The sequence below is a fragment of the Amycolatopsis deserti genome, assembly GCF_014653945.1.
GTDB classification, from domain to species: domain Bacteria; phylum Actinomycetota; class Actinomycetes; order Mycobacteriales; family Pseudonocardiaceae; genus Amycolatopsis_E; species Amycolatopsis_E deserti.
In genome coordinates this window covers 228573-250893 of record NZ_BNAU01000007.1, presented here as the reverse complement: position 1 = coordinate 250893, position 22321 = coordinate 228573, and the positions used below count along the sequence as shown (strand labels likewise).

Below are 22321 nucleotides of genomic sequence, written 5' to 3'. Positions count from 1 at the left end.
GGAAGGGGGCGACGACGGAGTCAGGAGGCTGGCATGAAGAAGATCATCAACGATCCGGCCGACGTGGTCACCGAATCGCTGCGCGGACTGGCCGCCGCGCACGCGGACATCCTGCGCGTGCAGGAGGACCCGAACGTGGTGGTGCGCGCCGACGCGCCGGTGGCGGGCAAGGTCGCGGTGATCTCCGGCGGCGGGTCCGGGCACGAGCCGCTGCACGGCGGGTTCGTCGGCCTCGGCATGCTCGACGCGGCGGTGCCCGGCGCGGTGTTCACCTCGCCGACGCCGGACGCCGTGCAGGCCGCGATCAGCGCGACCACCGGCGAGGCCGGGGCGCTGCTGATCGTCAAGAACTACACCGGTGACGTGCTGAACTTCGAGACCGCGGGCGAGCTGGCCGCGGCCGAGGACCTGGACGTGCGCAGCGTGGTGATCGACGACGACGTCGCGGTCGCCGATTCGACCTACACCGCCGGCCGCCGGGGCGTCGGCGGCACGGTGCTGCTGGAGAAGATCGCCGGTGCCGCCGCCGAGCGGGGCGACTCGCTGGACGCGGTGGAGGCGCTGGCGCGCAAGGTCATCGGGCAGGTCCGCTCGATCGGGGTCGCGCTCACCGCGCCGACCGTGCCGCACGTCGGCGAGCCCAGCTTCGACCTGGGCGCCGACGAGATCGAGTTCGGCATCGGCATCCACGGCGAGCCGGGCCGGGAGCGGATCCCGGCCGAGCCGGCCGACGAGCTGGTCGCGCGGATGGTCGGCGCGATCGTCGAGGACCTGCCGTTCGGCGAGGGCGACCGGGTGCTGCTGTTCACCAACTCGATGGGCGCCACCCCGCTGGTCGAGCTGTACCTCGCGCACGGCATCGCCGAGCGGCTGCTGGCCGATCGCGGCATCATGGTCGAACGCCGGCTGGTGGGCCCCTACATCACCAGCCTGGAGATGCAGGGCATCAGCCTGACCCTGCTCAAGCTCGACGACGAGCTGACGGAACTGTGGGACGCGCCGGTGAACACCGCCGCACTGCGCTGGAAGGCCTGAGGACATGGGATGCACGCCGGAGGGCGTCGCGAACGCGTTGCGGGGTGCCGCGGCCGTGATCGCCGAGCACCGCGCCGAGCTGATCGAACTCGACCGCGCGATCGGGGACGGTGACCACGGCGAGAACATGAACCGCGGTTTCCAGGCGATCGTGGCCGCGCTGGACGGCACAGTGCCGGACACGCCGGGCGGGGTGCTCAAGCTCGCGGCGACCACGTTGATTTCCAAGGTCGGCGGCGCCGCGGGGCCGTTGTACGGCACGGCTTTCCTGCGGGCGTCGACGGTGGTGTCGAACCAGCCGGAGCTGGGCGCGGCGGAGGTGGTGGCCGCGCTGCGGGCGGGGCTGGAGGGCGTGCAGGCGCGCGGCAAGGCGGTGGAGGGCGACAAGACGATGGTCGACGCCCTGCTGCCCGCCGTGATGGCGGCCGAGAAGGCGGGCGGCCAGGACGTCGCGGCGGTCCTGGCCGCGGCCGCTGAGGGTGCGGCCGGCGGTGCCGAGTCCACTGTGGACCTGGTCGCGCGGAAGGGCCGGGCGTCCTACCTCGGCGAGCGCAGCGCGGGACACCTCGACCCGGGCGCCCGCTCGACGGCGCTGCTGCTCGAGGCGTTCGCGAAGGCGGCGCGATGAGCGTCGGGCTGGTGCTGGTGTCGCACAGCGCGAAGCTGGCCGAAGGGGTCGCCGAGGTCGCCGGGCAGATGGCGCCCGACGTGACGATCGTGCCCGCCGGTGGCCTTCCCGATGGTGGCATCGGCACGGACTACGACTCGGTGGTCGCGGCGGTCCAGCGCGCCGATTCCGGGTCGGGGGTCGTGCTGCTCTACGACCTGGGCAGCGCGCAGATGACGGCGGAGCTGGCGGTCGAGTCGCTGGCCGACCCGGAGGCGGTCGTGGTCGCCGACGCGCCGCTGGTGGAGGGCACGATCGCGGCGGCGGTGGCGGCCCAGAACGGGGCGGACCGGGCGGCCGTCCTGGAGGCGGCCGCCGCGGCGGGCGCACCCCCGGAACTGGGCACGGCGGCGGAGCCGGCGGCGGACTCGGTGGAGCTGACGCTGACCAACGAGGTGGGCCTGCACGCCCGCCCGGCGGCGGTGCTGGCGCGCGCCCTGGCGGGGATCGAGGCCGAGGTGAGCGTGCGGTTGGGCGACCAGGAGGCGGACGCCCACAGCGTGCTGGCGCTGATGGCGCTGGGCGCGCGCAAGGGCGACCGGATCCAGGTGCGCGCGGGAGGCCCCCAAGCGGCCGAGGCGCTGCGCGTGGTGCAGGAACTGGTGGAAGACAACTTCGGCGAACCCGCCTGAGCCGAACCCCGCCGGCCCGAGCCCCACGCTCGCACCCGGGGTCCACTCGCGGCCGGAGGTCCACGCGCGCCGCCACGCCCCACACTCGCGCCGGCCAAGCCCCACGCTCGCACCCGATGCCCGCACTCGCGCCGGGCGAGTCCCACGCTCGCACCTGAGGCTCACGCGCGCCGCCACGCCCCACAATCGCGCCCCCAATCCACGCTCAGCGGGGCGAGTCCCACTCTTGTCGGGCCAAGTTCTGCGCTCGCGCCCGCGAGCCCCGCGCTCGCGCCCCACGCCCCACACTCGGGCCGGGCGAGTCCCGCGCTCAGCGGCCCGAGCCCCACGCTCGCGCCCCCCATCCCACGCTCAGCGGGGGAGTCCCGCCCTTGTCGGGCCGAGTTCTGCGCCCGCGCCCGCGAGTTTCACACCCAACGGGGCCGGCTCCACCTGCGGCGGAGCGAGCACCCCTCGGCGCGACTTCCGCCGTCGGCGCCCAGCCCGCCCCCGGCACCCGTCTCCCGGTGCGTGGTCCGGCCACCGTGGAACTCGCCCGGGTGCACCTGATTCGATACACCTCCCATGCCGTCGTCACGCGTGGCACCATCGAGGGCTACCGACGAGTAACCCGGAGGCCGCTATGGCGCGGACGATCGAAACGGCAGGCGTGGTCGGGCTCGGCACGATGGGTTCCGGCATCGCCGAGGTCCTGGCCCGCAGCGGCATCCGGGTCATCGGCGTCGAGGTGGACGCGGCCGCCGTGGAGCGCGCCCGCGGGCACGTCGAGCAGTCCACGGCCCGCGCCCTCACCGGCGGCAAGCTCGACGAGAACACCCGCGCCGCCCTGCTCGGCCGCATCACCTACACCACCTCGCTGACCGACCTCGCCGACGCCGACCTGGTCATCGAGGCCGTCCCGGAGAGCCTGGACCTCAAGGCCGAGGTCTTCGCCCAGCTGGACAAGATCGTCCCGCCGGAGGCGGTGCTGGCGTCCAACACGTCGTCCCTGTCGGTGACCGAGATCGGCGTGCACACCTCGCGCCCGGGCAAGGTCGTCGGGATGCACTTCTTCAACCCGGCGCCGGTCCTCAAGCTGGTCGAGATCGTCCGGACCGTCGTGACCGAACCGGACGTGATCGCCGACGTCACGGCGTTCGCCGGGCGCCTGGGCAAGACGCCGGTCGTCATCGGCGACCGCGCCGGGTTCATCGCCAACGCCCTGCTCTTCGGCTACCTCAACCACGCGGTGCGGATGTTCGAGCAGCGCTACGCCACGCGCGAGGACCTCGACGCCGCGATGCGACTGGGCTGCGGTTACCCGATGGGGCCGCTCGCGCTGCTCGACCTGATCGGACTGGACACGGCCTACGAGATCCTCGAGTCGATGTACCGGCAGTCGCGCAACCGGCTGCACGCGCCCGCGCCGCTGCTCAAGCAGATGATCACCGCGGGTCTGCTCGGCCGGAAGTCCGGACGCGGCTTCTACGCCTACGAGGGGCCGGACTCACCGGTCGTCGTCGACTCGGCGCCCGGCGTCGCGCCGGTGGAGGCCGGCGAGGTCCGCCCGGTGCGCACCGTCGGCGTGATCGGCACCGGCACCATGGCGACCGGGATCGCCGAGGTGTTCGCCAAGAACGGGTACGACGTCGTGCTCCGCGCCCGCACGGGCGAGAAGGCCGAGGCGGCGGTGGCGCGGATCGGCAAGTCGGTGAACCGCGCGGTGTCGAAGGGCAAGCTGTCCGAGGCCGACGGCGCCGCCGCACTGGCCCGCATCCGGCCGGCCGCCGACTTCACCGCGCTGTCCGATGTGGACCTGGTCGTCGAGGCGGTGGCCGAGGACCTCGCGGTCAAGCGGGAGGTGTTCGCCGTACTCGACGCGGTGGCGAAGCCCGGCGCGATCCTCGCGACGACGACCTCGTCGCTGCCGGTGATCGAGTGCGCGGCGGCCACCGAGCGCCCCGGCGACGTCGTCGGCCTGCACTTCTTCAACCCGGCGCCGGTGATGAAGCTGGTCGAGGTGGTGCGCACGATCGCCACCGCGCCGGACGTCGTGGCCACCGCGCACGCGGTCTGCGCGGCGGTCGGCAAGCACCCGGTGCACTGCGGCGACCGGGCCGGTTTCATCGTCAACGCGCTGCTCTTCCCGTACCTCAACGACGCGGTGAAGATGCTGGAGGCGCACTACGCGCAGGCGGCCGACATCGACACCGCGATGAAGGTCGGCTGCGGGCTGCCGATGGGACCGTTCGAGTTGCTGGACGTCGTCGGGCTCGACGTGTCGCTGGCGATCCAGCGGACCCTGTTCAACGAGTTCCGGGAGGAGGGCTTCGCACCCGCGCCGCTGCTCGAGCACCTCGTCACGGCCGGACGGCTGGGCCGCAAGACGGGGAAGGGCTTCGCGGACTACACCACTCAGTGACCGCAGCCGCACGCGCCGCCGCAGCAGCCGCCGCCCGCGGGCGCGCCGGCGGCCGACCCGGTCAGCGCGACGGTCGTGAGCAGCTTGACCGTGTCCGTGTGCCCCTCGGGGCAGGTCGCGGGCGCGCTCGACTCGCTCATCGGCCGGTTCACCTCGAAGGTGCCGGTGCATTCGCGGCAGCGGTAGGCGTAGGTCGGCATGTCGTCATTATCCGGTACGGCGTGCGCCCGCGGCCACCTTCCTGCCAAGCTGGCCTCGTGGAGCTGCCAACGCTGTCCGGCCAGGGGCATCTCGCCGACGTGGTGCCTTCCGTACTCGCGACCCTGGCCGTGCCCGGGTGCGTCAACACGCTCGACCTGCCGGAGTCGGTGGGCGCCTGCGTCCTGCTGATCGACGGTCTGGGCGCCGAGCTGTTGCGCGCTCACGCCGCCGACGCGCCGGTGCTGACCGAGCTCGTGCGGGCGACGCTGACCGTGGGCTGCCCGTCGACGACGGTCGCCGGGCTGGCCGCGATCGGGACCGGGCTCGCCTCGGGTGAGCACGGCATGGCGGGGTACACGTTCGAGGTGCCGGGCTGCGGCGTGCTGAACGCGTTGCGGTGGCGCGAGCACCCGGGCGGTGGCGAGATGGACCTGCGGCCGGAGGACGTGCAGCCGCTGCCGACGACCTTCGAGCGCGCGGCCGCGGCGGGCGTCGAGGCGGTGGTGGTGTCCGAGGCCAAGTTCGCGAAGTCGCCGCTGACCAGGGCGGTGCAGCGGGGCGGGACCTACCGCGGCGTGTACGCGATGGGCGACCTGGCCGCGGAGACGCTGCGGACCCTGCGCGAGTCGCCCGGTTTCTGCTACGCCTACCACAGCCAGCTCGACGAACTCGGTCACCGTTATGGGCCGGGTTCGCCGGCGTGGGTGATGCAGCTGCGGCAGGTCGACCGGCTCGTCGAGTCCCTTGTGGACGGTCTGCCGCCTGGACGGCTGCTGGCGGTGGTGGCCGACCACGGGATGGTCGCGCTGGACGAGAACGTGATCGACTTCGACGCGACGCCCGCGTTGCAGGCCGGGGTGCGCGCGCTGGGCGGGGACCCGCGGGTGCGGCACGTGTACACCGAAGCCGGTGCGACGGAGGACGTGCTGGCCGCGTGGCGCTCGGTGCTGGGGGAGCGGGCGTGGGTGGCACGCCGCGACGAGGCGATCGCCGCGGGCTGGCTGGGACCGCGCGTGAGCGACCGGGTGCGCTCCCGTTTCGGCGACGTGATCGCCGCCGCCCGGGACGACTTCGGGATGCTGCGCCGGACCGCGGAGCCGCTGGAGTCCGCGCTGGTCGGCCAGCACGGCTCCCTGACGCCGGCCGAGCAGCTGGTCCCGCTCGCGATCGCGCAGCGCTGAGGCACGCCCCGTCGGCCCCGCGATGGCGAGCCGCTCCGGCGCGAAACCGGCGGCGGCGTTGGGTGCTGGTCTTGGGGATCCGTGGTTCGGGTGGGTGGGAGCTGGTGGCAGTGTTTGGTGCCTGCCCCGCGGACCAGCCGTTCAACTGGGGACTGCCGCGGCCTGCCCCTGCCGGGTGTGGAGGTTCAGCGGCGGTCCTGGCCCATGCGGGCACGACTACGGCGCCCTCGCCCGGACCACGCTCTTCTGGCAGGCCGCCCCTCTGGAGCGAGTCCTCGGAGGGTCACACCTTCGGCGGGCGGAGGCCGTCGAGCATCACCGTGAGCAGGCGGTCGGCCGTCTCCTCGCTCCCCTCAGCCGCCACGCAGATCCCGTGCCCGAGCAGCAGCAGATCCCGCGGCCGCACGTCCTCGCGCACCGCGCCCGCCTCCTGTGCCGGCGTCAGCACCGCCGCCGCGGCGTCGTTCATCAGCTTCTTGCACAGGGCGAACGTCTCGGAGTCCCGGTCCATCGCGGCCTTCAGCGTCGCCGCCAGCCCGCGTTTGTGCAGCACGAACGCGACGTGCTCGCGGATCCACAACTCCAGCGCCGTCACCGGCTCGTACTCCGCCAGCAACCGGTGCGCGGCCTTGCTGAGCTCCTCGATGTCGTGGCGGTAGACGGCTTCGATCAGCGTCTCGCGCGTCGGGAAGTGCCGGTAGAGGGTGCCCGCGCCGACACCGGCCCGCCGCGCGATGTCGTCCAGCGGCGCTTCCGGCCCGTGCTCCAGGAACGCCTCGCGCGCGGTGCTCAGGATCCGCTCGTAGTTGCGCCGTGCGTCAGCCCGCATCGGCCGCGGTGCCGTCATGCGCCTCACCTCAAAACCGGACACATTCTCCGGATACTCTTGCGCAACCGGAGACTTTCTCCATATGCTAGCTCCATCGAAGCGGAGAGTGTGTCCGCTTTCGCCTGAACCTGATGGAGTCTTCTTGCCTGAGACAACGCTGCCCGTGTCCGGCACGGCCGTCGCCGCGACCGCGGCGCGGCCACGCCCCGGCGTGGTGCTGGCAACCCTGCTCACCTGCCAGCTGATGATCGTCCTCGACATCACCGTCATGAACGTCGCGCTGCCCCGCATCCAGGCCGACCTCGGGTTCACCGCGGCCTCGCTGAGCTGGGTGATGTCGAGCTACACCCTCGTCTTCGGCGGCTTGCTGCTGCTCGGCGGACGTGCCGGCGACCTGTTCGGCCGCAAACGGATGTTCGTCGGCGGAGTGCTGCTGTTCACCGTCGCTTCGTTCGCCGGCGGGCTGGCGGGCTCGGCCGAGTGGCTGATCGTCGCCCGGATCGCGCAGGGCCTGGGCGCCGCCGCCGCCGGGCCGAGCACGCTGGCCCTGCTCACCACGACCATCACCGAACCCCGTGCCCGGCTGCGGGCGCTCGCCCTGTTCTCCGGCATGTCCAGCGCCGGGTTCGCGGTCGGTCTCATCCTCGGCGGGCTGCTCACCGAGTGGCTGTCGTGGCGGGCCGTGCTGTTCATCAACGTGCCGTTCGGGCTGGTCGTGGCCGCTCTGGCGGCCCGGTTCGTGGTGGAGCCGCCCCGGCAGCGGGCGCGGCTCGACCTGCCCGGCGCGGTGACCGGGACGGTCGGGGTCGCGGCGCTGGTCTACGGGTTCATCCGCGCCGCCGAGTCGGGTTGGACGGACACGCTGACGGTGGTCTCGCTGATCGCCGGTGTGGTCCTGATCGGCGTGTTCCTCACCGTCGAGGCGCGCACCGCCGAACCGTTGCTGCCGCTGCGCCTGTTCGCCGACCGCAACCGCGCCGCCGCCTACGCCAACTTCTTCTTCGGGCCGATGGCCGGCATGTCGATGTTCTTCTTCATGACCCAGTACCTGCAGGACGTGCTGGGCATGAACGCGCTGGGCACGGGATTCGCCTTCCTGCCGATGGCGTTGCTGGTGTTCGCGCTGAGCCGGGCCATCCCACGACTGCTGCCCCGGTTCGGGCCCAAGCCGGTCGCGATCGCCGGGACGCTGTCGATGATCGCCGGCATGGCGTGGCTGACGCAGCTCGGCACCGGCACCACGTACCTGACCGGCCTGCTCGGCCCGACGCTCCTCATGGGACTGGGCATGGGGCTGGCGTTCTCGCCGCTCAACGTGATCATCATGAGCAGCGTCCCGGCGCGGGACGCCGGTGCGGCGGGCGGTGTGCTGCAGACGATGCAGCAGACCGGCTCGACGCTCGGCCTGGCCATCCTGGTCACCATCTTCGGCGCGGCGACGCGCACCGCGACCGGCTCGCCGCACGAGGTGCTGGTCACCGGGATGACCGCCGCCTTCACCGGCTCGGTGGTGATCGGGTGCCTGGCGTTCGTGGTGGCACTCACCTTCCGGCGCAAGGCCGACGGGACCGCGTAGGCGATACCGTGGCCGGGTGCCGCGCCGCAACCGACCACAGCGTGGCCGCCCCGACGCCGACCGCGCCGGGGCGGCTTCCGGTTGGGCGCGCGCCGAGTCCGGCGCGGACGGTGACTGGCTGGTGCGCAGCGTGCCCGGCAGCCAGGCGACCAAGGTGTACCGCTGCCCGGGTTGCGACCACGAGATCCAGCCCGGCGTTCCGCACGTGGTGGCCTGGCCCGCCGACGAACTGGGCTCGGTCGCCGACCGCAGGCACTGGCACCGCGCCTGCTGGCAGGCCCGCGATCGCCGCGGTCCGACGCGGAAGCGGTTCTAGAGCTTCCGGAAGTGGCGGGACACCGCGCCGTCGTAGAAGGTCTCGGTGTAGGCGGTGAACCCGAGCCGTTCGGCGACCCGCAGCGACGGCTCGTTCGCGATGTTCACGCTGATCTGCACCGGGAGGTCGGGCAGCTCCCGCTCGGCCCAGCCGATCACCGCCCGCGCCATCTCCGTGGCGTACCCGCGACCCCACGCCTCGGGCCGGAACCGGTAGTAGAGGTTCAGCAGCCGGGCGCCGCCGAACTCCAGGTGCTGCAGCCCGCCGATGCCCGCGACCTCCCCGGAGCCGAGCGGCACCACCGCGAGGTAGCCGAAGCCGTGGGCCTTCCAGTGCTCGAGCCAGGCCGTGAGCTTGACCTCAGTCTCCTCGGGGCCGGGCGGTGCGGGGTGGTAGCGGTTGGTCCGCGGGTCGGTCTGGATCTCGACCACGTCGTCCCGGTCCTCCGGGCCCAACGGCCGCAGCAGCAGCCGGTCCGTGCGGATCTCCCGCCACTCGACGCTCACGTGGCGACGGTAGCGCGCCGGTCCAGCACAATCTCGGTATGGCTGATCTTCCCCTGGTTCTCCTCCACGCGTTCCCGGTGGACGCCCGCATGTGGAACCCCATGCGCGACGGCCTCACCGCGCGGCACCGCCTGATCACGCCCGACCAGCGGGGCCTCGGGCGGACGCCGCTGCCCGGCACCGACCGCGAACCCGGCCTGGAGGACGCGGCCCGGGACGTGATCGCCCTGCTCGACAAGCTCGGCCTGGAGCAGGTCGTGCTCGGCGGCTGCTCCATGGGCGGCTACCTGACCATGGCCGTGCTCCGCGCCGCGCCCGAGCGCGTCGCCGGCCTGGTCCTCATCGACACGAAGGCGACCGCGGACTCGCCCGAGGCGGCCCAGGCCAGGCGGGACCTGGCGAAGCGCGCGGAGTCCGAGGGCGTCACCGGCTGGCTCGCCGAGTCGCTGCTGCCGAACCTGCTCAGCGCCGAGACCCGCGAGGCGCGCCCCGGCGTGGTGGAGACGCTGCGCGACCTCGTCGACAGCCAGCAGGGCGCGGGCGTGGCGTGGGCGGCCCGCGCGATGGCCAACCGCCCGGACGCCACCGAGCTGCTGGCCGCCGCCGACGTGCCCGCGCTGGTCGTCGTGGGCGAGGAGGACGGCCTCACCCCACCCGACGCCGCCCAGGCGATGGCCGAGTCCCTGCCCAAGGGCGAGCTGGTGGTCGTGCCCCAGGCCGGGCACCTGACGCCGCTGGAGGCGCCGGCGATGGTGACCGAGGCGATCCTGGGGTGGTGGCCCTTCGCGTAGGGCCCGCGGTGGTGGACGGGCTCGCCGGTTTCGCCGGTCTGGGGATGCGTCGTCGAGAAGTGCCCGGCACTAGCGGGCGCCGTGTCGGCCGATGCGGTGGAGCCGAGCCACGGTTGGCACCTCACGCTGCAGAAGGCGCCGGCGCTGGTGACGGAGGCAGTCGTGAGGTGGGGCCCTTCGCGTAGGGCGCGGCGGTGGCGGGCCCGCTGGCCTGGCCTGCGTGCGGACGGGAGGAGAGCTGCCCGGCGCCGAGTTGGAGCCGAGTGACGGTTGCGGGCAGCTGACGCTGCGGGAGGCGCCGGCGATCGTGAGCGAGGCGATCCTGGGGGTGGCTCTTCGCCCAGGGCGCCCGGTGATGGACGGGCTCCGCCGGTCGCGCCGGTATCCCGGAGGGGCCGGGAGCTGCCCGGCGCCGGACTGCAGCCGACCCGCGGTTGCGGGCACCCGACGCTGTGGGAGGCGCTGGCGATCGTGAGCGAGGCGTTCCTGGGGCGGCTCTTCGCGTAGGGCGCGTGGTGGTGGACGGCCCGGTCGCGCCGCGCCGGTATCCCGGTCGCGCCGGGAGCTGCCCGGCGCCGAGTTGGAGCCGAGTGACGGTTGCGGGCACCCGACGCTGCGGGAGGCGCCGGCGACGGTGACCGCTCTTCGCGTGGGGCGCGCGGCGGTGGACGGCCCGTCGGCGGACCACCCAGTGCTGGCCCGGCGAGCCGTGCCCGCTGCCGCCCACGACGGCCGGGCCTATGCCGGCCAACGAGCGTGCCATCGCGCACCCGTGCCCACTCGGGCGCCCGCCGGAGGCCGCCAGATCGGGCCCGCCCCGCCGCCGACAGTGCGTCCCAGCAGTGCACCGCCGTCTCCAGGGCCATCCGCCGGTGGATGAACCCCCGTCCTTCCGCTCCGCCCACGTCCACCTGGGCTCGGCCGGATCGAGCGCCGCCAAGGTGCCCGCCAGCACCTCGACGCCCTCGGCGAACCACGCGACCAGCTCGCCGTCCGCCGGCCGCGGCGGCTCCCGGTAGTCGTCCGGTCCCGGACGCCATCCCCCGCCAGAACCGGTGGACCTCACCGGTGTGCCAGACCAGGTCGGCCACGTCCCAGCCCGGGCACGCCGCCACCGGTGCACGCAGGTCTCGCACCGCTTCCGCCAAGCGGCCGCCGTCCCCGCGCAACGCGGTCGGGTACCCGGGCTCCCTCATGCCGGAGAAGCTAGAGGGACCCACCGACAGTTTTGAATCGCCGCAGGTCAGTCTGCGCTTCCGGCAGCCGGTCGGGGAACCGGCGCGCGACCGCGAACCGCCAGCAGACCCCGAACAGATCGCGCAGCCGCACCCACGGCGCCAGCTCGTCCGGATCCGGCCCGTCCGGGTACGCCGCGACCGCGGCGCGGCCGTCCAGCCGCGAGGTCAGCGCCAGGCAGGCCAGGTCCCAGAGCACCGGTCCGGCCCAGGTGTCCTCGAAGTCGAGCCAGCGTGGGCCGCTCGCCGTGGCCAGCAGGTTGCCCGGATGCGCGTCCCCGTGCAGGGCCTGCACCGGGCCGTCCGGCAGGACGGCCTCCAGCGCCGCCACCTCCTCCGCCAGCTCCGCGGGCAGGTCGAACCGCGTGATCCAGGACCGGGCCTCGGCCAGCGGGCCCGGTGCGTCCAGTTCGTCCGGGAAGTCCCGCAGGGCGGCGTGCAACTCGGCCAGCGACCAGGCCACCTCGGCGGGGGAGAAGACGTGATCGGGGTCGTGACGTGTGAAACGCCACAGTGTCACCGGAAGGCCGTTCACCAGGTGCGGACCGGGGCTTTCGAACGGCGGTACGACCGGAGAATCCCGCATCTCGAGGAACGACGAAAGTGCCACTTCGCGCGCCAGCGACTGGAGCACCCCGGGCCGCGCGACCAGCGTCGTTCCGGGCACCCTGGCCACGATCGCACCCAGTCTCACCAGCACGTTCGACCGCGTGGCCAGCACTTCCGGGTACTCGGTGGGCAGTCGGAACCGCTTGCCGACCTCCACCGCGGCCGCCACGGCGGCGGTCGTGTACCGGTCTCCCATGGCGTGATCTTCCCAGCCGGTGCGCACCGGGGTCGGGGGCGAAGGATACGATCCGGACTGGTCGCGTCGCCGCGGCCGCTGACACACCGAAGAGGACCTTGGAGGCAGGAGTGACAGCCGTAGCCCCGCAGCCGATTGTCACGCGTCCGTACCCGGCGCGACAGGAGGCCAAGGGTTCGTTGCTGCTGCGGTTGTTCCGCACGACGGACCACAAGCAGATCGGCATCATGTACCTGGTCACGTCGTTCGCCTTCTTCATGGTGGGCGGCGCGATGGCGATGCTGATCCGCACCGAGCTGGCGCACCCGGGACAGCAGTTCCTGTCGCAGGAGCAGTACAACCAGCTGTTCACCATGCACGGCACGATCATGCTGCTGCTGTACGCGACCCCGATCCTGTTCGGGTTCGCGAACTTCGTCATGCCGCTGCAGATCGGCTCGCCGGACGTGGCGTTCCCGCGGCTGAACGCCTTCTCCTACTGGCTGTACCTCTTCGGCGGCATCATCACCGTCTCCGGCTTCCTGACCCCGGGTGGCGCCGCCGACTTCGGCTGGTTCGCCTACACCCCGCTGTCGGACGCCATCCACTCGCCGGGCATCGGCGCGGACATGTGGATCGCCGGCCTCGCGGTCTCCGGTCTGGGCACCATCCTCGGCGCGGTCAACATGGTCACCACGATCGTCTGCCTGCGCGCGCCGGGCATGACCATGTTCCGGATGCCGATCTTCACCTGGAACATCCTGATCACCAGCATCCTGGTGCTGCTCGCCTTCCCGATCCTCACCGCCGCGCTGATGGGCCTGATGGCCGACCGGCACATCGGGGCGCACGTGTTCGACCCGGCCAACGGCGGGGTGATCCTGTGGCAGCACCTGTTCTGGTTCTTCGGGCACCCCGAGGTGTACATCGTCGCGCTGCCGTTCTTCGGCATCGTCTCCGAGATCATCCCGGTGTTCTCGCGCAAGCCGGTGTTCGGTTACAAGGGCCTGGTCTTCGCGACCCTGGCCATCGCGGCCCTGTCCGTCGCGGTGTGGGCGCACCACATGTACGCCACCGGCGCGGTGCTGCTGCCGTTCTTCTCCTTCATGACCTTCCTGATCGCGGTCCCGACCGGTGTCAAGTTCTTCAACTGGATCGGCACCATGTGGAAGGGCCAGCTGAGCTTCGAGACGCCGATGATCTTCTCCGTCGGCTTCCTCGTCACCTTCCTCTTCGGTGGTCTGACCGGCATCCTGCTGGCCGCCCCGGCCATCGACTTCCACGTGTCGGACAGCTACTTCGTGGTGGCGCACTTCCACTACGTGCTCTACGGCACGATCGTGTTCGCGACCTTCGCCGGCATCTACTTCTGGTTCCCGAAGATCACCGGGCGGATGCTCGACGAGAAGCTGGGCAAGCTGCACTTCTGGACCACGTTCCTCGGCTTCCACGGCACGTTCCTGGTCCAGCACTGGCTGGGTGCGGAGGGCATGCCGCGCCGGTACGCCGACTACCTGGCCAGCGACGGCTTCACCACGCTGAACACGATCTCGACGATCGGCGCCTACATCCTCGGCGCGTCGACCCTGCCGTTCATCTACAACGTGTTCAAGAGCTACCGCTACGGCGAGCTCGTCACGGTGGACGACCCGTGGGGGTACGGCAACTCGCTGGAGTGGGCCACCTCGTGCCCGCCGCCTCGGCACAACTTCACCGAGCTGCCGCGTATCCGCTCCGAGCGGCCGGCGTTCGAGCTGCACTACCCGCACATGGTCGAGCGGATGCACCACGAGGGTGAGATCGGCTTCTTCGGCAAGCCGAAGGTCCACGCCGGGGTCAAGGCCCCGTCGCAGGCCCTCACCGACGCGGTCATCCCGGGCGACCACGACAAGGACAACGCGAGCGAGCAGTGATCCGCGGCGTCCGGGTAGGAACGAGACCATGACGCCGGTGCTGATCACGACGACCGGGCCGGACAAGCCGGGCGTCACGTCGGTCCTCTTCGCCGCCCTCACGCGGCACGGGGTCGAGATGCTCGACGTCGAACAGGTCGTCATCCGCGGCCGGCTCACCCTCGGTGTGCTGGTCGCGGTGGCCGACGACCCGGAGGGCCTGCAGGAGTCCGTCGAGCAGGCGATGGCCACCGTCGCCATGCACGTCGACGTCCGGGTCGGGGACGAGATCGGGGAGGACCCGTTCGCCCCCGCCCGGCAGGGCTCGACGCACGTCGCCGTGATCCTCGGGCGGCCGCTGACCGCCCGCGCGTTCACCGACTTCGCCGGACGGCTGGCCGCGCTCGGCGCCAACATCGACGCGATCCGCCGCATCGCCGACTACCCGGTCACCGGGCTCGAGGTGCACCTGTCGGTCGCTGAGGACACCGAGCAGGCCGACACCGAGCTGCGTGCCGCGGTCGCGGACGTCGCGTCCGCCGGTGGCGTGGACATCGCCATCGAGCGCGGCGGGCTCGCGCGGCGGGCCAAGCGGCTCATCGTGTTCGACGTGGACTCGACGCTCATCCAGGGCGAGGTCATCGAGATGCTGGCCGCGCACGCCGGGGTCGAGCCGAAGGTCCGCGAGATCACCGAGGCCGCCATGCGCGGCGAACTGAACTTCACCGAATCACTCGAACGGCGGGTCGGGCTGCTGGCCGGGCTCCCCGAATCGGTCCTCGACGAGGTGGGCGAGCAGATCCAGCTCACCCCGGGCGCGCGCACCACGGTCCGCACCCTCAAGCGGCTCGGGTTCCGCTGCGGTGTCGTCTCCGGCGGGTTCACCCGGATCATCCAGCCGATCGCCGACCAGCTCGGGCTCGACTTCGTCGCGGCCAACGAGCTGGAGGTCGTGGGCGGCAAGCTGACCGGGCGGGTCGTCGGCGAGGTCATCGACCGGGCCGGGAAGGCGACGGCGCTGCGCCGGTTCGCCGACCACTACGGCATCCCGCTGGCCCAGTGCGTCGCGGTCGGTGACGGCGCCAACGACATCGACATGCTCAAGGCGGCCGGAATGGGTGTCGCGTTCAACGCGAAGCCCGCGCTGCGCGAGGTCGCGGACACCGCGCTGTCCCACCCGTACCTCGACGCCGTGCTGTTCGTCCTCGGTGTCAGCCGCGCGGAGGTCGAGGCCGCGGATGCGGCCGACGGCCTCTCGCTCGCCCGGCCATGAGCGTGCTCGACCCGCTGGCCGCCCGGTACGCCACCTGGCTCGGGCTGCCGGCCGAGGAGACCGCGCTGCCGGAGGCTTCGCCCGAGGAGATCCGGGCGATGCCGGTGATCCTGCGGCTGGAGAAGGCCGAGCCGCCGTCGCGTACCGCGCTGCTCGAAGCCGCCGCCATCGCGGCGCTCGCGGTCTGCCTGGACGAGCGCGCGCGGCCGGGCGGGGAGTGGCACGAGCCGGTGCACGACTGGGTGTCCGGTCATATCCGCAAGGTCGCCCGCCGGGCGCGCGGCGCGCACTGGGTCGCGGCGCAGGAGTTCCCCGGGGTGACCGTGTCGGTCGGCGGCGCCGAGGTCAGGGCGCTGGTGCCGGGCCGGGTCGTCGACGTGCCGAAGGAGATCAGCCGGCTGCAGATCTCGGGCAGCGACCTGCCGGCCGACGAACCCGGCCCCGCGCCGGACGATCTGCCGTTGCTGCTGCTCAACCCCGAGGTCGCGATGACCGTCGGCAAGGCGGCCGCGCAGGTCGGGCACGGCACGATGATCCTCGCGTCGCTGCTCGGCGACGATGAGCTCACTGCGTGGGCGGAGCGTGGCTACGGGTGCGCGGTGCGGACCGCGACCGTGGCCCAGTGGAAGCAGTTGCACCCGGGCGACGATCCCGCGGCGGCCTGGCGCGAGCGGCGGGTCGTCGCCGTGCGGGACGCCGGGTTCACCGAGGTCGACCCCGGGACCGTCACGGTCCTCGCCCAGTGGCGCTGACCCCGACCGAGGAGTGCGTGTGAGTCTGGACGTCCGCCGCGAAGGCGAGCACGAGTTCATCGGGCGCAACGAGCGTGGTGCGTCGGTGCGGATCGGCCGGAAGGGGGCACCCGGGTCGTTCTCGCCTGCGGAGTTGCTGCAGATCGCGGCGGCCGGATGCGCGGCGGTGACCGCCGAGGAGCTGATCACGCGCCGGACGGACGCGCCGCTGCGCGTGGCGGTGAGCGCCGATCGGCGGGAGGGCGCGTCCGAACTGGACGCGGTGCACGTGCTCTTCGATGTCGACCTGTCGACCCTGACGGCCGGCGAGCGCGAAAAGCTGGTGGAGGCGGTGGACCGTGCCGTGGAGCGGCTGTGCACGGTGTCGCGGACGCTGAAGAAGGGGATCCCGGTGACGGAGGACTTCGCCGGGTAGACCGGAGGTCGGATCGCGCTGGTTCGGCAGGTTGGGGGTGCCGCATTGGCGGCTTGGGGGCGCGAGCCCTCGCGCATGAGCGCTCGGCGCGCCCAGGGATGATTTCGGGCGCGCGCGGAACTCACGGTGCGGCGGTGAAACGCGCGCCGGTGGGGGCTCGCGCTGCCGGGTGTGGCTCGCCTCGCTGAGGTGGTCGCGTCAGTGCGGGCCCAAGCTGTCAGCCGGCGGCGGCGTCCAGCCGTTTGAGTGCCGCCTTGGCCACCTCGGGGTCGTACGTCGGCCAGAACGGGGGGAGCGAGGAGCGCAGGAAGCCGCCGTAGCGGGCCGTTGCCAGGCGTGAGTCCAGCACCGCCACCACGCCCCTGTCACCGACCGAGCGGTGCAGCCGGCCCGTGCCCTGCGCCAGCAGCAGCGCCGCGTGGGTGGCGGCCACCGTCAGGAAACCGTTGCCGCCGCGGGCTTCCACCGCCCGCTGGCGCGCCGACGACACCGGGTCGTCCGGGCGCGGGAACGGGATCCGGTCGACGATCACCAGCTGCAGCGACGGCCCGGGCACGTCCACGCCCTGCCACAGCGACAACGTCCCGAACAGGCACGTCCGCGCATCGTCGGCGAACTTCGACACCAGCAACGACGTCGCGTCTTCACCCTGGCACAGGATCGGGAACTCGATCCGGTCCCGCAGCTCCTCGGTCGCCTGCTTCGCCGCGCGCATCGACGAGAACAGGCCCAGCGTGCGGCCCCCGGCGGCCTCGATCAGCGACGCGATCTCGTCCAGCGTCTTCTCACCGAGACCGTCGCGGCCCGGCGGCGGCAGGTGCTTCGCCACGTACAGGATCCCGTTGCGCCGGTGGTCGAACGGCGAACCGACGTCCAGACCGGACCACTTCAGCTCGTCGTCGTCCGCCGGGGCGGCCTTGTCCGTCGCCGTGCCCTCGGCCTTCACCACCCGGGCCTGCGACGGCGGCAACCCCCACTGCCGCGCCAGCGTGTCGAACGCGCCGCCCAGTGCCAGCGTCGCCGATGTCAGCACCGTCGTCTTCTGCGCGAACACCCGCTCCCGCAGCAGGCCGGCCACCGACAGCGGCGCCACGTGCAGCATCGGCGGGCGGTTGCCGAACGAGAACTTGTCGTTGGACAGCCACACCACGTCCCGCTGGTGCGCGGTGTCTTCGGCGAACGCGTCGAGCAGCCGCACCGCGGTGTCGTGCACCTCTTCCAGCTGCGAGCGCGCGAGCTTGCGGGCGGTGGCCTCCTCGACGTCCTCCTTGCGGTCCGAGCCCAGCGCGGTCAGGCACGCGTGCGCCCCGTCCCGCACCGCGGCGACCGCGCCGCCCAACGCTTTCGGCAGCGTGTCCATCCGCCCGGCGGGCAAGTCCTCGAGGATCATCGCCAGGCCCTCGGACGCCTCCTGCAGCCGGTCGGCCGTGTCGGCGTCGATCAGCTTCCCGCAGCGCCGCACGGCCACCGCGACCGCCGACGACGTCAGCTCACCCGTCGCGACGGACGTCACGCGGTCGACCAGCTCGTGCGCCTCGTCGATGATCACCAGGTCGTGCTCCGGCAGCACCTGGTAGCCCTGCAACGCGTCGATCGCCAGCAGCGCGTGGTTGGTGACCACCACGTCCGCCTTGCCCGCTTCGCCGCGCGCCCGCTCGGCGAAGCAGTCCTGGCCGATCGGGCAGCGCGCCACGCCCAGGCACTCCTTGGCGGTGACCGACACCTGGCGCCACGCCTGCTCGGACACGCCCGGCACCAGCTCGTCGCGATCACCGGTCTCGGTGTCGGAGGCCCACTCGCGCAGCCGCGTGACCTCCTTGCCCAGCCGCGACACCGCGAACGGGTCGAACAGCGCCGGGTCCTCGGGCTCCTCCGGCGCGCCCGAGTCGAGCCGGTGCAGGCACAGGTAGTTGCGACGGCCCTTGAGGATCGCGAACGTCGGCATGCGGCCCAGCGGCTTCTTCAGCGCCTTCGCCAAGCGGGGGAGGTCCCGGTCGACGAGCTGGCGCTGCAACGCGATCGTCGCCGTCGACACGACCACCGTGGTGTCCTTCTCGACCGCGTGCCGGATGGCCGGGACCAGGTACGCCAGCGACTTCCCGGTGCCGGTGCCCGCCTGCACGGCCAGGTGCTCCCCGGTGCGGATCGCGCGGCCGACCGCCTCGGCCATCTTGACCTGCCCCGGGCGCTCCGCACCGCCGAGCGCCTCGACAGCGGTCGTGAGGAGCTCGTTGACACCGGGGAACGCAGTACGGACGGCCACCAGGACACGGTACCGGGGGCCACCGTCAAGAACGGGCCGCCGCCCCACTCCCGGCAAGATCGAGATCCACTCGTCCGGGTGGCATCCGGCCGGGTGGGTCAGGCTCCCGCCGCGACCTGCCGATTGTCGAGGAGGTATTTCTCAGGCGAAAGGAGCGGCTCATGAAGCGGGCCAGGCGGATGGTGGCGGTGGCGGTCCTGTTCGGGGCGGCGGTGGCCGTGCCGGCGAGCGCGCAGGCGCAGTCGGACGCGACCGGCGCCGGCTCGGTGGGGGCGGTCGACATCACGGTCAACGGCGTGTCGGCGCACTCGGACCCGATCGCGCCGTGCGTCGTGGACGGCACCGCGGAGGGCCGCACCGACCCGATCACCGTCGGCACGCGCACGAAGTACGGCCTGAGCAGCACCACGTGCAGCCGCAACGCCGACGGCACGGCGAGCGTGAAGGTGACCGGCCAGCGGTTCGAGACCAGTGTGCTGCAGCAGTTCGGCGGCCCGGTGATCAAGGCCAGGACGTTCGGCGCGGGGTGCAACACCACGGCCAACGGCAGCAACGGCTACATGCAGCTGGGCACCGTCACCGGCATCACGGTGCCGCAGAACATCCCGCCGAACCACGTGATCACCATCCCGGGCACGACGCCGGGCGCGCCGCCGATGGCGGAGGTCGTGCTGAACGAGCTGATCGTGCCGGTGCCGGCGGACGGCAGCCTGACCACGAACGCGATGCACATCAAGCTGTTCCCGCAGGGCGGGCCGGCTTCCGGGGACATCCTGGTGGGGTCGGCGAGCTGCTCGCCGTTCGGGCTCTGAGGCGCTCGGGGGGCCGGTGCCGGCCCGTCCCTGTGGGGTGGGAAGCGGTGGTGGGGGGCAGTGGCGCCTGACCGCGCGGCGAGTGGGGTGCCGGGCGCGCCGAAAACCACGGCCACCGGCTTCAGCGGGGCGGCGCTCCTACGCGTAGCGGTCCGCCACCGACGCCAGGTGGGACGCCCGCTTGGTCAGCTCGTCGAGGCGGCCGCCGTCGAGGGCGTCGCCCAGCAGGGGGCTTCCCACGGCGACCGCGAGCGCGCCCGCGGCCAGGTAACCGTCCACATCGGACAACGACACCCCGCCCGCCGGCACCAGCGGCACCTCCGGCAGCGTGGACTGGACCTCCTCCAGGTACCGCACGCCGCCGGAGGTGGCGGCCGGGTACAGCTTCACCGCGGCCGGCCCGTACCGCCACGCCGCGTCGACCTCCGTGGGCGTCAGCGCGCCGCACACGATCGGCAGCGCGTACTCCTGCGCGCGCCACAACACGTCCGGCGAGAACGTCGTCGTCGCGATGAAGTCCACGCCCGCCGAGGCGCACCGGTCCACCGCGGACACCGTGCGCACCCCGCCTGCGCCGATCAGCGCGTCCTGCCCGAGCTCGACCTGCAGCACCCCGATCGCGTCCAGCGCGCCCGGCGTCGCGAGATCGACCTCCAGCACACCGAGCCCCGCCTCGTAGAGGACCTGGCCCGCGTCGGCGAACCAGGCCGACGAGTCGGCACGCAGGACCGCCATCACGCGGCTGGTCGCCAGCCGCTCCCGGAAGCGGTTGTTGTGCTTCCGCAGCACGGTCCGCATCAGCCGACCCGCGGGGTGCCCACGAGGTCCACCCCGGCCGCGCGCAGTTGCTCGAGCGCCTTGTCCACGGTCTCCCGCGCCACACCGGCGGTGAGGTCCAGCAGGACCCGCACCGAGAACCCGGCCGCCGCCGCGTCCAGCGCGCTCGCCCGCACGCAGTGGTCGGTCGCGATGCCGACCACGTCGACCTCGGTGACCTGTCGCTCGCGCAACCAGTCGGCCAGCTTCTCGCCGGCGTCGGTGTGGCCCTCGAAACCGGAGTAGCCGTCGCTGTACTGGCCCTTGGAGAACACCGCCGTGATCGGGCCGACGTCGAGCGCGGGGTGGAACGACGCGCCCGGCGTCCCGGCCTCGCAGTGCCGCGGCCAGGACCGCACGTAGTCCGGGTTCTCGCTGAAGTGCGCGCCGGGGTCGATGTGGTAGTCGCGGGTCGCGGCCACCGCCGAGTAGCCGCCGCGCGCGAGGTGCTCGCTGATCTTCGCGGCCACCTCGGCCCCGCCGGCCACGGCGAGCGAACCGCCCTCGCAGAAGTCGTTCTGCACGTCGACGACGATCAGTGCCTTGCTCATCACGCCTCCTGGGGGAAGACGGTGGGGATCGCGGGTTCACCGCTGGAGAGCTTGAGGCCCTCCCACGGCAGGCTGACCAGCCCGTCGCGCAGCCGCTGCCGGCTGTCCTCCAGCGTGGGCAGGTCGTCGACCGGCTTGCCGCCGCGCACCAGCGGGATCGGCAGCTCGCGGTCGTTCTCCCCGGCCCCCGGACGCTGGCCGGCCGCGTACACGACCTCCTCCAGCGCCGTGCCGGTCGGCTTGTGGCGGCGCAGCGCGGACTTCTCGCCACCGCGCGAGGCCTTGTTCTCGCTGCGCTTGGCGACCGGGCGGCCGTCGACCTCGACCAGCTTGTAGACCATCCCGGCGGTCGGCGCGCCGGACCCGGTGACCACCGAGGTGCCCACCCCGTAGGCGTCGACCGGCTCCGCGCGCAGGGCCGCGATCGCGTGCTCGTCGAGGTCGCCGGACACCACGATCCGGGTGTCCTTCGCGCCCAGGGAGTCCAGCTGCTCGCGCGCCTTGCGGGCCAGCACGCCCACGTCGCCGGAGTCGATGCGGATCGCGCCCAGCTCGGTGCCGGCCACGCGCACCGCGGTCTCGATGCCGCGGGTGATGTCGTAGGTGTCCACCAGGAGTGTGGTGTCGGTGCCCATCTTCTCGACCTGGGCGCGGAAGGCGTCCTCTTCGCTGTCGTGCAGCAGCATGAACGCGTGCGCCACGGTGCCGCGGGTCGGGATGCCGTAGCGGCGTCCGGCCTCCAGGTTCGAGGTGGTGGCGAATCCGCCGATGTAGGCGGCGCGCGCGGCGGCGACGGCGGCCATCTCGTGCGTGCGGCGGCCGCCCATCTCGATGATCGGCCTGCCGTGCGCGGCCGAGGACATGCGCGCCGCGGCGGAGGCGATCGCGCTGTCGTGGTTGAGGATGGACAACGCGACGGTCTCCAGCAGGACCGCCTCGGCGAAGGTCCCCCGGACGGTGAGGATCGGCGAGCCGGGGAAGTACAGCTCACCCTCCGGGTAGCCGTCGATGTCACCGCCGAACCGGTAGTTCGCCAGCCACGACAGGGTGGCGTCGTCCACCACGGCGGTGGAGGCGAGCTGGTCGATTTCGGCGTCGGTGAACCGGAAGTCGGCGATCGCCTCCAGCACCCGGCCGGTGCCGGCGACCACGCCGTAGCGCCGTCCGGCGGGCAGCCGCCGGGCGAACACCTCGAACACGCACTGGCGATCGCCGGTGCCGTCGGCGAGGGCGCTGCCCAGCATCGTGAGCTCGTAGTGGTCGGTCAGCAGGGCGGTGCTGCCGTGCGTCTCGGGGAAACCCATGGGATCAGACTATGAGGTACTTGCGCGTTCGGCCGAATCACCCGAACAGACCCACCACCGGTCCACGTCGTGCCGGTTCCGTGACACCA

Annotated in this window: 21 protein-coding genes and 1 pseudogene; 13 read left to right on the top strand and 9 right to left on the bottom strand. The window is 72.7% G+C overall.

Annotation, left to right across the window (positions count from 1 at the left end; all coding sequences use genetic code 11):
* Window positions 1–33 precede the first annotated feature (33 nt).
* The 4 genes from dhaK to IE290_RS27900 all read left to right on the top strand — a co-directional run bounded on the left by dhaK (window position 34) and on the right by IE290_RS27900 (window position 4735).
* On the top strand, window positions 34–1035 hold the full coding sequence (gene dhaK, locus IE290_RS27915) for a dihydroxyacetone kinase subunit DhaK (RefSeq protein ID WP_191247673.1): 1002 nt from the start codon (window positions 34–36) through the stop codon (window positions 1033–1035).
* Between the two features lie 4 nt (window positions 1036–1039).
* Window positions 1040–1663 carry a dihydroxyacetone kinase subunit DhaL gene (gene dhaL / locus IE290_RS27910; RefSeq protein ID WP_191247672.1) on the top strand — a complete coding sequence of 208 codons (624 nt, stop codon included), beginning with the start codon at window positions 1040–1042 and terminating at the stop codon, window positions 1661–1663.
* On the top strand, window positions 1660–2334 hold the full coding sequence (gene dhaM, locus IE290_RS27905) for a dihydroxyacetone kinase phosphoryl donor subunit DhaM (protein ID WP_191247671.1): 675 nt from the start codon (window positions 1660–1662) through the stop codon (window positions 2332–2334). Before dhaL ends, dhaM begins: the two co-directional genes overlap by 4 nt.
* Before the next feature lie 622 nt (window positions 2335–2956).
* A complete protein-coding gene (locus tag IE290_RS27900) occupies window positions 2957–4735 on the top strand; it encodes a 3-hydroxyacyl-CoA dehydrogenase family protein (protein ID WP_191247670.1) in 1779 nt (592 codons plus the stop codon).
* On the opposite strand, the gene IE290_RS27895 is transcribed toward IE290_RS27900, so the two are convergent.
* Window positions 4729–4935: an FmdB family zinc ribbon protein gene (locus IE290_RS27895; protein ID WP_017987344.1), complete on the bottom strand. Its 207-nt coding sequence runs from the start codon at window positions 4933–4935 to the stop codon at window positions 4729–4731. The genes IE290_RS27900 and IE290_RS27895 overlap by 7 nt on opposite strands.
* Before the next feature lie 57 nt (window positions 4936–4992).
* Between IE290_RS27895 and IE290_RS27890 the strand changes: the two genes are divergently transcribed.
* A complete protein-coding gene (locus tag IE290_RS27890) occupies window positions 4993–6117 on the top strand; it encodes an alkaline phosphatase family protein (protein ID WP_191247669.1) in 1125 nt (374 codons plus the stop codon).
* A 283-nt stretch (window positions 6118–6400) separates the two neighbouring features.
* Here IE290_RS27890 and IE290_RS27885 read toward each other — a convergent pair whose 3' ends face one another.
* A complete protein-coding gene (locus IE290_RS27885; RefSeq protein ID WP_191247668.1) occupies window positions 6401–6964 on the bottom strand; it encodes a TetR/AcrR family transcriptional regulator in 564 nt (187 codons plus the stop codon).
* Between the two features lie 124 nt (window positions 6965–7088).
* Here IE290_RS27885 and IE290_RS27880 point away from each other — a divergent pair, with 124 nt between their 5' ends.
* Both IE290_RS27880 and IE290_RS27875 read left to right on the top strand, forming a co-directional pair.
* Window positions 7089–8522: an MFS transporter gene (locus tag IE290_RS27880; RefSeq protein WP_229874744.1), complete on the top strand. Its 1434-nt coding sequence runs from the start codon at window positions 7089–7091 to the stop codon at window positions 8520–8522.
* 16 nt (window positions 8523–8538) lie between these two features.
* Window positions 8539–8838 carry an Rv1322 family protein gene (locus tag IE290_RS27875; protein ID WP_191247667.1) on the top strand — a complete coding sequence of 100 codons (300 nt, stop codon included), beginning with the start codon at window positions 8539–8541 and terminating at the stop codon, window positions 8836–8838.
* On the opposite strand, the gene IE290_RS27870 is transcribed toward IE290_RS27875, so the two are convergent.
* Window positions 8835–9344, bottom strand: a complete 510-nt coding sequence (locus IE290_RS27870; protein WP_191247666.1) for a GNAT family N-acetyltransferase — start codon at window positions 9342–9344, stop codon at window positions 8835–8837. The genes IE290_RS27875 and IE290_RS27870 overlap by 4 nt on opposite strands.
* Before the next feature lie 38 nt (window positions 9345–9382).
* Between IE290_RS27870 and IE290_RS27865 the strand changes: the two genes are divergently transcribed.
* Window positions 9383–10135 (top strand): alpha/beta fold hydrolase, encoded by a 753-nt coding sequence (locus tag IE290_RS27865; RefSeq protein ID WP_191247665.1) that lies wholly within the window; start codon window positions 9383–9385, stop codon window positions 10133–10135.
* A gap of 890 nt (window positions 10136–11025) precedes the next feature.
* Here the strand turns inward: IE290_RS27865 and IE290_RS38600 are convergent.
* A pseudogene (locus tag IE290_RS38600) lies at window positions 11026–11331 on the bottom strand (maleylpyruvate isomerase N-terminal domain-containing protein); the annotation flags it as partial.
* Window positions 11332–11341: 10 nt separating this feature from the next.
* Window positions 11342–12175 (bottom strand): aminoglycoside phosphotransferase family protein, encoded by an 834-nt coding sequence (locus IE290_RS27855; protein WP_191247664.1) that lies wholly within the window; start codon window positions 12173–12175, stop codon window positions 11342–11344.
* 110 nt (window positions 12176–12285) lie between these two features.
* On the opposite strand from IE290_RS27855, the gene ctaD reads away from it, so the two are divergent.
* The 4 genes from ctaD to IE290_RS27835 are packed head-to-tail and all read left to right on the top strand — an operon-like array spanning window position 12286 to window position 16486.
* Window positions 12286–14067 (top strand): aa3-type cytochrome oxidase subunit I, encoded by a 1782-nt coding sequence (gene ctaD / locus IE290_RS27850; protein ID WP_191247663.1) that lies wholly within the window; start codon window positions 12286–12288, stop codon window positions 14065–14067.
* A 28-nt stretch (window positions 14068–14095) separates the two neighbouring features.
* Window positions 14096–15319, top strand: a complete 1224-nt coding sequence (gene serB / locus IE290_RS27845) for a phosphoserine phosphatase SerB (protein ID WP_191247662.1) — start codon at window positions 14096–14098, stop codon at window positions 15317–15319.
* Window positions 15316–16071, top strand: coding sequence for a peptidyl-tRNA hydrolase (locus IE290_RS27840; protein ID WP_191247661.1), 756 nt, complete (start codon window positions 15316–15318; stop codon window positions 16069–16071). The genes serB and IE290_RS27840 overlap by 4 nt, the downstream gene beginning before the upstream one ends.
* 19 nt (window positions 16072–16090) lie before the next feature.
* On the top strand, window positions 16091–16486 hold the full coding sequence (locus tag IE290_RS27835; RefSeq protein WP_191247660.1) for an OsmC family protein: 396 nt from the start codon (window positions 16091–16093) through the stop codon (window positions 16484–16486).
* 217 nt (window positions 16487–16703) lie between these two features.
* Here IE290_RS27835 and IE290_RS27830 read toward each other — a convergent pair whose 3' ends face one another.
* Window positions 16704–18749, bottom strand: coding sequence for an ATP-dependent DNA helicase (locus IE290_RS27830; RefSeq protein WP_191247659.1), 2046 nt, complete (start codon window positions 18747–18749; stop codon window positions 16704–16706).
* A gap of 161 nt (window positions 18750–18910) precedes the next feature.
* Here IE290_RS27830 and IE290_RS27825 point away from each other — a divergent pair, with 161 nt between their 5' ends.
* Window positions 18911–19561 (top strand): choice-of-anchor P family protein, encoded by a 651-nt coding sequence (locus IE290_RS27825; RefSeq protein ID WP_191247658.1) that lies wholly within the window; start codon window positions 18911–18913, stop codon window positions 19559–19561.
* A 138-nt stretch (window positions 19562–19699) separates the two neighbouring features.
* Here the strand turns inward: IE290_RS27825 and IE290_RS27820 are convergent, their stop codons facing one another.
* Genes IE290_RS27820 through IE290_RS27810 form a run of 3 tightly spaced genes read right to left on the bottom strand, consistent with a single transcriptional unit; the run spans window position 19700 to window position 22232 of the window.
* Window positions 19700–20359, bottom strand: a complete 660-nt coding sequence (locus IE290_RS27820; protein WP_191247657.1) for a bifunctional 4-hydroxy-2-oxoglutarate aldolase/2-dehydro-3-deoxy-phosphogluconate aldolase — start codon at window positions 20357–20359, stop codon at window positions 19700–19702.
* Window positions 20359–20928, bottom strand: a complete 570-nt coding sequence (locus IE290_RS27815; protein WP_191247656.1) for an isochorismatase family protein — start codon at window positions 20926–20928, stop codon at window positions 20359–20361. Before IE290_RS27815 ends, IE290_RS27820 begins: the two co-directional genes overlap by 1 nt.
* Window positions 20928–22232, bottom strand: a complete 1305-nt coding sequence (locus tag IE290_RS27810) for a nicotinate phosphoribosyltransferase (protein WP_191247655.1) — start codon at window positions 22230–22232, stop codon at window positions 20928–20930. Before IE290_RS27810 ends, IE290_RS27815 begins: the two co-directional genes overlap by 1 nt.
* Window positions 22233–22321: the final 89 nt, after the last annotated feature.

Coding starts and splice junctions, on each gene's coding strand:
- serB (WP_191247662.1), top strand. CDS start 14,096: ATGACGCCGGTGCTGATCACGACGACCGGGCCGGACAAGCCGGGCGTC.
- IE290_RS27900 (WP_191247670.1), top strand. CDS start 2,957: ATGGCGCGGACGATCGAAACGGCAGGCGTGGTCGGGCTCGGCACGATG.
- dhaL (WP_191247672.1), top strand. CDS start 1,040: ATGGGATGCACGCCGGAGGGCGTCGCGAACGCGTTGCGGGGTGCCGCG.
- IE290_RS27865 (WP_191247665.1), top strand. CDS start 9,383: ATGGCTGATCTTCCCCTGGTTCTCCTCCACGCGTTCCCGGTGGACGCC.
- IE290_RS27855 (WP_191247664.1), bottom strand. CDS start 12,175: ATGGGAGACCGGTACACGACCGCCGCCGTGGCGGCCGCGGTGGAGGTC.
- IE290_RS27825 (WP_191247658.1), top strand. CDS start 18,911: ATGAAGCGGGCCAGGCGGATGGTGGCGGTGGCGGTCCTGTTCGGGGCG.
- dhaM (WP_191247671.1), top strand. CDS start 1,660: ATGAGCGTCGGGCTGGTGCTGGTGTCGCACAGCGCGAAGCTGGCCGAA.
- IE290_RS27820 (WP_191247657.1), bottom strand. CDS start 20,359: ATGCGGACCGTGCTGCGGAAGCACAACAACCGCTTCCGGGAGCGGCTG.
- dhaK (WP_191247673.1), top strand. CDS start 34: ATGAAGAAGATCATCAACGATCCGGCCGACGTGGTCACCGAATCGCTG.
- IE290_RS27815 (WP_191247656.1), bottom strand. CDS start 20,928: ATGAGCAAGGCACTGATCGTCGTCGACGTGCAGAACGACTTCTGCGAG.
- IE290_RS27885 (WP_191247668.1), bottom strand. CDS start 6,964: ATGACGGCACCGCGGCCGATGCGGGCTGACGCACGGCGCAACTACGAG.
- IE290_RS27895 (WP_017987344.1), bottom strand. CDS start 4,935: ATGCCGACCTACGCCTACCGCTGCCGCGAATGCACCGGCACCTTCGAG.
- IE290_RS27810 (WP_191247655.1), bottom strand. CDS start 22,232: ATGGGTTTCCCCGAGACGCACGGCAGCACCGCCCTGCTGACCGACCAC.
- IE290_RS27840 (WP_191247661.1), top strand. CDS start 15,316: ATGAGCGTGCTCGACCCGCTGGCCGCCCGGTACGCCACCTGGCTCGGG.